Origin of the sequence: Pseudoalteromonas sp. S1610 (assembly GCF_005887465.1) — a bacterium.
GTDB classification, from domain to species: Bacteria; Pseudomonadota; Gammaproteobacteria; order Enterobacterales; family Alteromonadaceae; genus Pseudoalteromonas; species Pseudoalteromonas undina.
Genome location: NZ_PNDI01000056.1, coordinates 1 through 8,870, shown reverse-complemented (window position 1 = coordinate 8,870; position 8,870 = coordinate 1). Strand labels below are relative to the sequence as shown.

General features: G+C 39.3%; 7 protein-coding genes, 1 rRNA gene and 1 pseudogene. 2 read left to right on the top strand and 7 right to left on the bottom strand.

Annotation, left to right across the window (positions count from 1 at the left end; translation table 11 throughout):
- Both CWB77_RS16170 and CWB77_RS16165 read right to left on the bottom strand, forming a co-directional pair.
- Positions 1-964 (bottom strand): annotated as a pseudogene (locus CWB77_RS16170) (tetratricopeptide repeat protein); the annotation flags it as partial.
- Between the two features lie 138 nt (positions 965-1,102).
- Positions 1,103-2,383 (bottom strand): acyltransferase family protein, encoded by a 1,281-nt coding sequence (locus CWB77_RS16165; RefSeq protein WP_138623603.1) that lies wholly within the window; start codon positions 2,381-2,383, stop codon positions 1,103-1,105.
- 184 nt (positions 2,384-2,567) lie between these two features.
- On the opposite strand from CWB77_RS16165, the gene CWB77_RS16160 reads away from it, so the two are divergent.
- Positions 2,568-3,431 (top strand): LytR/AlgR family response regulator transcription factor, encoded by an 864-nt coding sequence (locus CWB77_RS16160; protein ID WP_028834743.1) that lies wholly within the window; start codon positions 2,568-2,570, stop codon positions 3,429-3,431.
- Between the two features lie 66 nt (positions 3,432-3,497).
- On the top strand, positions 3,498-4,769 hold the full coding sequence (locus CWB77_RS16155; RefSeq protein ID WP_138623601.1) for a LysM peptidoglycan-binding domain-containing protein: 1,272 nt from the start codon (positions 3,498-3,500) through the stop codon (positions 4,767-4,769).
- Positions 4,770-4,815: 46 nt separating this feature from the next.
- Here the strand turns inward: CWB77_RS16155 and creD are convergent, their stop codons facing one another.
- The 5 genes from creD to rrf all read right to left on the bottom strand — a co-directional run bounded on the left by creD (position 4,816) and on the right by rrf (position 8,688).
- Positions 4,816-6,120: a cell envelope integrity protein CreD gene (creD, locus tag CWB77_RS16150; RefSeq protein ID WP_138623599.1), complete on the bottom strand. Its 1,305-nt coding sequence runs from the start codon at positions 6,118-6,120 to the stop codon at positions 4,816-4,818.
- 77 nt (positions 6,121-6,197) lie between these two features.
- Positions 6,198-6,488 carry an ATP-binding protein gene (locus CWB77_RS18625; RefSeq protein WP_249931444.1) on the bottom strand — a complete coding sequence of 97 codons (291 nt, stop codon included), beginning with the start codon at positions 6,486-6,488 and terminating at the stop codon, positions 6,198-6,200.
- Positions 6,400-7,680, bottom strand: coding sequence for a two-component system sensor histidine kinase CreC (creC, locus tag CWB77_RS16145; protein WP_249931443.1), 1,281 nt, complete (start codon positions 7,678-7,680; stop codon positions 6,400-6,402). Before creC ends, CWB77_RS18625 begins: the two co-directional genes overlap by 89 nt.
- Positions 7,667-8,347 (bottom strand): response regulator, encoded by a 681-nt coding sequence (locus CWB77_RS16140; RefSeq protein WP_010392155.1) that lies wholly within the window; start codon positions 8,345-8,347, stop codon positions 7,667-7,669. Before CWB77_RS16140 ends, creC begins: the two co-directional genes overlap by 14 nt.
- 226 nt (positions 8,348-8,573) lie before the next feature.
- A 5S ribosomal RNA gene (gene rrf / locus CWB77_RS16135) occupies positions 8,574-8,688 on the bottom strand.
- Positions 8,689-8,870 lie beyond the last annotated feature (182 nt).

Below are 8,870 nucleotides of genomic sequence, written 5' to 3'. Positions count from 1 at the left end.
GAATTTGAATCTCTTCATTCGATGAGTCTTTGAACTGTTCAATCAAAGCTTCATAGCTGTTGAGCTCGTCATCTGGCTTGGCTAGTCTTCCATGAGTAATACCTTGGTTCATCAGTGTGACAGCATAAAGTTCGGGCTCTTCTTTTTGATCTAATAACTGCAATACTTTTGCCCAAGCTTTTAACGCCTCATCATATTCATTCTTTTCAAATGCACTTAAACCAACTTTAAACCAATTTTTAGCTGAAGCCCTTGTAGGAGATTTGCTGTGTTTACTTAAACCTTTACCTGTTTCCCCTTTATTTGAAGTAATAATTCTTTTACTTTCTTCTATTAGATCACGCTCAATTTTATTTAGTGCAGCACTCGCTTCTGTTGCTAACTTTTCGGCTCGCTCTTTTAGCTCAAGGCTCACCTTTTCAAGCTCAACTTTGGTCTCTGAAATTAATTTACCTTTATTATCTAATAACCATTTTTCCATATGACTTTCTGAGGCTGTATTAGCAGCCTGCTTGGCTTCGTATACAGCTCTGTTTTTTGCGTTAAAGCCGAGCCCTACTGCTGCAACCGTGATAATCAAACCAAAAATGGTAAATGCCATTCCCCACATATTAGTATTACTTGCTATGTCAGAAATCCGTCCATCAACTCCATTCATTTGATTAGTTTGCAGCTTTTCTTGCGTTTCGAGTTTAGTTTGTAAGTTAGCAAGTTGAGCTTTGAGTGCTTGCTGCGCGGCTTCTAAGGTCTTAAAATCATTACCGAGTGATTTTTGTTGCTGTAGCTTTTCATCTAGTCGAACTAGTTGGCTTTGCATACTAAACAGTTGCTGATACATCAAATCTTGGCTATTTTGCGTATTAGCTATAATAGGAGCAGAATTTACAGGCGTTGAATTAGGTGATGTTGTAGCAAAAGCTGTGCTAGTCAAGCCCCATAAAAATACAAATAAGAAAAAACGCATTAATCATCCCTAAAATAAATTTGCTTTGCCAAGGTTGTAGTTATAACCACATAGTAATCTTTTAATCTAACCGAGTTTTGTAGCACATACCACCTAAAACCAACCATTTATAAAATATTCTAAGTTATATTTTTGATGCTAAATCAACCTAAAGATCACCGGGCTTACCAATATAAGTCCGCAATAAAAGCCAGCTCTAACTTGCCATGCTTTATATTTACCTGTGACTTTAATTCCTAACAGTGGGCTTAATAAGTCGATACGGCGCGCAACAATAAACACCAGCCAACAAATAATGAAAGTGAGGCTGAGTATAAGTAATGGCTCCACAAAACCACCTAATTGCAGCTTCGACAAATAAAACGCAAGGCCAATAATCACACTTTGATGCAATAGATAAAAAGGGAATACTGCACCGTTTAATAAAGCCAGTTTAGGGTGATCGTGATTCAAAAAATGTTGTGCTAGTGCCAGCATTAACAACACGCCCATTAATCGTTGCGCAGTATACAGCATATCCATACTGGTAATTTGCCATTGGCTAGCAGCAGGGTTTTGCCAAATCGTGTTATAACACAGCACAACAACTATATAACCTAACGTAAATACCACGAATAATACTCGCCAATAGCGAAGTAGCTGGCTATAAAATGTAGGCTGCCAAGCAAGCAAGTAACCATAAAGTAAGAACAGCGCGCCCATGGGGTATCGAAAAGTATCACTCGGCCAGCTCAGTTTTAAAATACACAGCGGCAATAGCAATACAATAAAAACTGTAAATAACGAGCGCCCACATAAACGCGTGATTATTGTATGCACAGTAGCGTGATGAAGCAGCGGCATTGCTAGCACCAGCAATAAAGTAAATTGCCATAACGAACGTAAGTACCAAAGGTGATTCACATCGACATGAGGCCAAATCCCTGCTTGATAGCGCTCGAATAAAGGGTTGGTTAAATCAAAAAACTGGCTGTAAAACTGCCAAAAGCCCATAGCTAAACTGGCTTCTTGGCTCATTTGCGCATAAAGCTGAATAGGCACAATAAACCAAATGCCAAACAATAAAGGCAGTAATATTTTTACACTTCGCGTAGTTAAAAACATACCTAGACTAAAGCGCGCAACAATAAAGCGCAGCGCCACACCTGAAATAAACCAAATTAATCCCATCCGCCATGGCGACAATAAAAGCATGATGTTTTCAATACCGCTGGATAAGTACTGACTTTTAAAATGAAAGCCCCAATTTTCACTGTATAACATACCGGTGTGGTAAAAAATTAATAAACCAAATGCAAGTACTCTCAGCCAATCTAAATCATAACGGCGAGATGGTAACTCTTCACCTTGGTTAAACACATTTAACCAAGGTTTTAATAGCGTACGTGTTGTATTTTTAATGACTATTTTAAGATTCATAGAAGATTTAACTTACGATTAATTAATAACAACTATGGACAACACATTGTGTTAAGCAATCACAAAAGGCTTATAAAACAGTCAATAGGGATAAGCGGTGGATATCAGGGATGATATAAACTTGGTGTTTTATCACTCTCTTGCTAGTCTAATTGCGGTCTTTTAAAGAGTTACAATAATAATGATCACTTTATCGCACTTTCAGCGCTACCAGAGATGGTATGCGGCATTATTTTTATCTAGTTATATTTTTATAAACAACACGATTAATGCCAGCTCAAATATTATGGAAGCCCAACGTGATGGCGCACTTCCTTTTATGATCTGGGAGCCCTTTGTGTGGGAATACTCGAGTGCTATTGGCACTTTATTGTTGTTTCCGGCTTTAGTTTGGTTATTAAAAGCTAAGCCCTTTAATTGGCAAAAAATCTCTCATTCAATATTACTGTACTTAGTAGCGAGCATTGCTTTTTCGTTATTACATATTGGTATTATGGTCGCTATCCGCAAACTCATTTACACCGTGCAGGGTATGCAATATGACTTTGGGTTAGTATGGTTTGAGTTACTTTATGAATACCGCAAAGATTTGTGGGGATTCTTATTTTTGATTGTTGTTATTAAAACCTATCAATATGTCGTGAGCCAATTAACAGGTGAAGCAGCCCCGATCAGTCAAGGCGAAGATACTGCTGAACATGTAAACTTAGACAGGCTACTGGTAAAAAAGCTGGGAAAAGAATTTATTGTTCGCGTAGCAGAAGTAGATTGGCTTGAATCAAATGGCAATTATGTAAATCTACATATTGGCGCTCGAATTTACCCTTTTCGTGCAACCATGACACAACTTATAACTCAGTTAGAACCACAAGGATTTTGCCGCATTCACCGTTCTCATGCGGTTAGGTTAGACGCGGTTGAATCAATCACGCCATTAGCAAGTGGAGATAGTGAAGTAAAACTTACAACAGGAAAAATACTTAACTTATCGCGTCGCTATAAAGATCAATTTAAGGAACTGTTAAATTCAACTACAAGTCATTCTTAACTCACGCTATGTTAAGCTAACCTGCTTTAGGTTAGCCGCATTTATATTTTCGGAGTAGTGTAGTACGTGTTCTCAAATCGATTTATCCGCATTTTGCCATTAGTATTTATTTTATCCGGCTGTGAAACCACACCCGAACAGCCCTCTTCACAACCTGATATTAAAGCTAACCCAAATATTGTTGTTAAAGAACAAAACGAAAATATTGAGCAAATAGCTCCCTTAAGTCCTCAGAAACTCGATGATGTGTGGCAACGCATCCGAGCGCAGCTTACATTTGCCAATTCTAGCCACCCAGATGTACAACAACGCATTGCATGGTATTTATCTCACCCAAATTACATGGATGAAATCAGTCGCCGTGCTGAGCCTTACCTTTATTATATAGTCACAGAGGTTGAAAAGCGGAGCTTACCCATAGAATTAGCATTAATGCCGCTAATTGAAAGTGACTTTGATGCCAGTGCCTATTCGCACAAGCATGCATCTGGACTTTGGCAATTAACGCCTGCCATTGCTAAATATTTTAAAGTGCAAATATCCCCTTGGTATGATGGCCGACAAGATGTTATTGATAGCACTCGCGCAGCGCTGGATTTTATGGAGTACTTGTACAAGCGCTTTGATGGTGATTGGTATCATGCAATAGCAGCTTATAACTTAGGTGAAGGCCGTGTACTTAGAGCAATTAGTAATAATAAAAAACAAGGCAAACCCACTGATTTTTTCAACTTAAAACTGCCCAAACAAACCAGTCAGTACGTGCCAAAATTACTAGCTGCGGCACAACTTTTAAAAAGTAATAAAATGGTCTTTCCACCCATCAGCAATCAACAGACTATAGTAGCCTTACCCGTCTCTGGTGCAGTTATTTTAGATAACCAAGAAGAATGGCGGTCATTAGAGGGGTTAAACTATGGCGTTATCCGCTTTCCTGCGGTCATTGATGCACCTCACATTGTTGTGCCAGCGAGTAAACAAGCCGAATTTAAGAGTATGTTGGCTAATCAAAAAGAAAACGATTACAGCCAATGGCAGCATTACACAATTCAACCGGGGGATAGTTTAAGCGTGATTGCAAAACGTTATGCAATCAGCGTTAAACAGCTAAAAGCGTTTAATAATTTGAAGACTGATCGCATCCGCGCAGGTAAGAAATTAATACTGCCGATGCTAGCAGATCAACAGGTAGAACACTTAGTAAAGTCAGGCGAAAGTTTATGGAAAATAGCCAAACGCTACAACGTCAGCATTACTAAGCTAAAACAATGGAATAACCTGTCGCGAGATCGTTTGCAAATAGGTGAGAAGTTAACGGTGTTTTTATCTAATAGCTAATTGAAAGGGGCTGGCAAAGCTGTCAGCCCCTTTCAATTAGGTGGTTTTAGTTTGTTTCATCGTCTTGCGCTTGCCTGCCGTACCAGTTTACTCTGCGCGTCAACATCATTATTAAACTGAGTACCACGAACACCAGTACACTGCCCATTAATAATGCGTAATCCTCTGCACTGAGTAATCCGTATAAAAGACTATAGAGAAATAACACCCCACATAAGAATAGCCCTCCATGCTTGCTATTTTTAAGCATACCCGCAACATAAACACTCAATAGAATTGCTGATGCAAGCGCCGATAATAAATACGCAATATTAAAGCCCAAGTGCTCACTAAGTGAAATCAGTAGTAAATAAAATACCGCTAAAGCAAGCCCGACAAAACCATACTGTACAGGGTGTATAGGCTCATCACGCAGTACCTCGAGCAAAAAGAAACTCGCAAAAATAAGTACAATAACCAAGATGGCATAATTACTTGCTCGATAATTTTTAAGGTAGTGATTAACACTATCGACTAAATTAACTCCCATGTTACGTTGCTTGAACAAGGTGCACTCATTACGAAATAAACATTGGTTAAATAGCTCTTTTAAATTGGTCGCAAAGTAATTGGTTTGCCAACTCGCAGAAAAGTCCTGTGCCGAAATTGATGACTCGATAGGCAGGTAATCCCCTACAAAACTTGGGTGTGGCCAATCGGCTTGCATTGTCAATGAGCTGTTTTTACCAACCGGTGCAAATGAAAGTTGACGCATACCTTGCAGGTTTAAGCCTATTTGATACGGCAGTACCTCACTTTTGAGAATGGTTTTATAATCAAGCTCTACACGAATCCCTTGTGGTAACTGATCTAGCTGGGTACCGGGGAGTAGTTCATAACTTCGCTCGTTAACATTAATGTGTGATCCTTGTCCTATCCCTCGGATATCAGAAATGGCTAAAATAAGGTTGAGGCGTTTTATCTTTTTGTCCGCTAAGACAGCTAATGCACTTGTTTTAAACCGTCCTTCAAATTGGTTCTGTGAACGATATAACAACGCTTTATAAATACCACGGTACTTTTCAAATGTTGCTAGATTACTACTGACATTGAGCGATTCAGGTAAAAGCGTCATATTCATCAATTGCTCGCTCGTTTTACCATCAACCGTAACAGTTTCTAGGTACTGAGCATGAATAAATGGGCCAATAACCTGCTGTTCATCACTGCTACTCTTAGCTATATCAGCCTGAACTTGCTGCTGCAACTCTGATCGCTCATCAATTAGATTTTGGATCATAAAGATAGGGATCAATAACAACACGATAAGCCCTATTATTATGATCAGTTTGGTTTCTATTTTTTGTTTCACTGTTATGTACTCCATCTATTACATAAGCATAGAGTAACGAAGCTATATGGATTTACTGAGGTGCTTAGATGGAGCTTTTATGGAGTAGGCATATTTATATGAACACGGACGCCATTTTTAGTATTTTTTATGTTGAGCTGCCCTTTATGTAATTTAACGACCTGCTCAACGAAGTTTAGGCCTAATCCAGTGCTTTTTTTACCATTGGCTCTAGGGAGTGAATAAAACCGTTCTGTGATGCGTTCAAGGGCATAATCTGGGATACAAGGCCCCGTGTTATCAATATAGATTTGAACATAGGATGGCTCTTGTATTACCTGAATGTGAATCTCCCCCCCCCTCGTTGATAAAGTCCAATGCGTTATCAAAAATATTGTATAGCGCTTGTTGAATTAGAAATACGTCTCCTAAACACACACTGCTAGTGTCGCAGCTAATTACTACTTGTACATTTTGCGTTGTGGTTCTGGCAATAAAAGAATCTTTAATTGCTTCAAATAAAGGTTTTACAAACACCTTCTTTCGCTGTTCAAGTTCAGGAAGCTGCTCTAATTTGGTAAGCGTAAGCAGCTTATCTATTAGCTGCTGCATTCTCACTGTTTCAGACTCAATATTATTTGCAAATAACTGTTTTTTATCTGTACTTAGGGGAGACTGTAAAATCTCGCTTGCACCTTTAATTGCAGATAGAGGGCTTTTTAATTCATGAGTTAGTGTTTGAACATAATGCTCAACGTAACGTTTGCCATCTAACTGATTGCGCATTTTTTCTAGCGCATCACTTAACAAGCTATATTCATAGAAAACCCTAAACCTTGGTTTAGATGCTTTTTCACCTCGCCCCATTTTATCCGCATAGTTTGCCAGCTTATACAAGGCACCATTGATTCGCCAGGCAATCAATGCTCCAACCATTAATGCCAAAATACTCATCACGACTAACCAACTTAATACACGGTACTTAGACATGTTTATAAAAGGTTGTACAGAGCGATTGGGCTTAGCCACAGTGACTGACCCAATAATATTACCATTATCGATTATGGGCGCAGCAACATGCATGACGGTTGAAAGTGGGTCATCTTGAGCAGTTGCGGTCGAGCGAGCACCGTACTCTCCCCGTAATGTGAGATAAACATCATTCCATTGTGAAAAATCTTTTCCTATATCTTGCTGCCAAGAATCAACAACAACGATTCCCGCAGCATCCGTAATATATATACGGTGATTTGTCCCTTGTTTATTTACCCCCCAGATTTTTGCATTTGGTTGCCTGCTGCCATACGAGTTAACCACATTAGTAAAGTGGCTTTGTGACAGCGTACCACGAGCTAAATCATCTCGCGCCATCACTGCAAGCAAATTAGCCATATCAACCAAGGTTTCCTCGGTAACCTGACGAACTGTGGGCTTAATCTCGCGCATAACCGTTGAACTAACTAAGTAAGTCGTTAGTATCACGAGGATAAAATAAAGCAAAAACAATCTCAGCCCAAGCGGGATTTTAGGCCAACGCTTTAAGCGAGCTAATGAATGCGTGGAGCGTTTAAATAGGTTCATAAAAATAACCAAAGCCTCGCTTAGTATGAATCATGGGCTCATGACATACAGCGCGTAATTTATTTCTAATGGCTTTGATATGGCTATCAACATTGCGGCTGTATACACTGTCTTGGCATAATTGTGCTGATGATAGCAGTTGCTCTCGAGAGAATACCTGCTTAGGGGATAACACTAGCTTATCAAGCAATTTAAACTCTAAAGCCGTTAAATTTAACGGGGTGTTATTGAAGTAGTAATCAAAATTATTACTGTACAGACCTGATTGCTCAGTAGAAGTATTTATTTGTGTTTCTCTGACAGCATAAGGCTTTAAACGAAGTTTAACGCGAGCAAGCATTTCTCGAGGGCTAAAGGGTTTAGTGACATAGTCGTCTGCGCCAATCTCTAATCCAACAACGCGATCGATTTCATCGTTGCGCGCCGTTAAGAAAATGATGGGTAAAGAAGAAAATTCGCGAACTTGCTTACATAGCTCAAAACCATTTGCATCAGGTAAACCAACATCTAAAATCAGTAAATCTATCTGTGTAGCTTTAATATAACTAAGACCAGCCCCTGCGGTATCGAACCAAACGACGCTAAAGCCATCCATCTCGAGCGTATGGATCAAGGTGTCTGCAATTGCTTTTTCGTCTTCAATGATCACTATCTGCGCCGTTGCCATACAACTTATTCCTTTACTACAACCTAATAAACACGCTTATAGTTACAGTAAGTAACAAGTCAGTCAATATCCTTTATAAGGATGCTCTTTGAGCACAATGAAGTGGTTAGACACTTTATTTAAATTAGAGGTGAAATTTTTACAGCCTAAGACCCTATAGCTATTTCACTTTCCTGCAGACGTAAAAAAGCCCGACTCTTTCGAATCGGGCTTTCTTGTATTTGGAGCCTGGTAATGTCCTACTTTCACATAACAAATGCTACACTATCATCGGCGCTGTTTCGTTTCACTACTGAGTTCGGCATGGGGTCAGGTGGGTCCAAAACGCTATTGTCACCAAGCAAATTTGGTGTCAGTCCGTATCGCTACGCACTAACTAAAATTTGGAATTTCTGATAATAAAAGTTTTCAGTAATCTACTTTAGTCTATTAACTTCTTCGCTTGTTTCACTATCACATAAAACGCGTTTGGCGTTGTATGGTTAAGCCTCACGGGTAATTAGTACAAGTTAGCTTAATGGCT

Bases quoted from the DNA above. Each gene is read 5' to 3' on its own strand.
- CWB77_RS16165 (WP_138623603.1), bottom strand. From the start codon at position 2,383: ATGAATCTTAAAATAGTCATTAAAAATACAACACGTACGCTATTAAAA.
- creC (WP_249931443.1), bottom strand. From the start codon at position 7,680: ATGAACCTATTTAAACGCTCCACGCATTCATTAGCTCGCTTAAAGCGT.
- CWB77_RS16140 (WP_010392155.1), bottom strand. From the start codon at position 8,347: ATGGCAACGGCGCAGATAGTGATCATTGAAGACGAAAAAGCAATTGCA.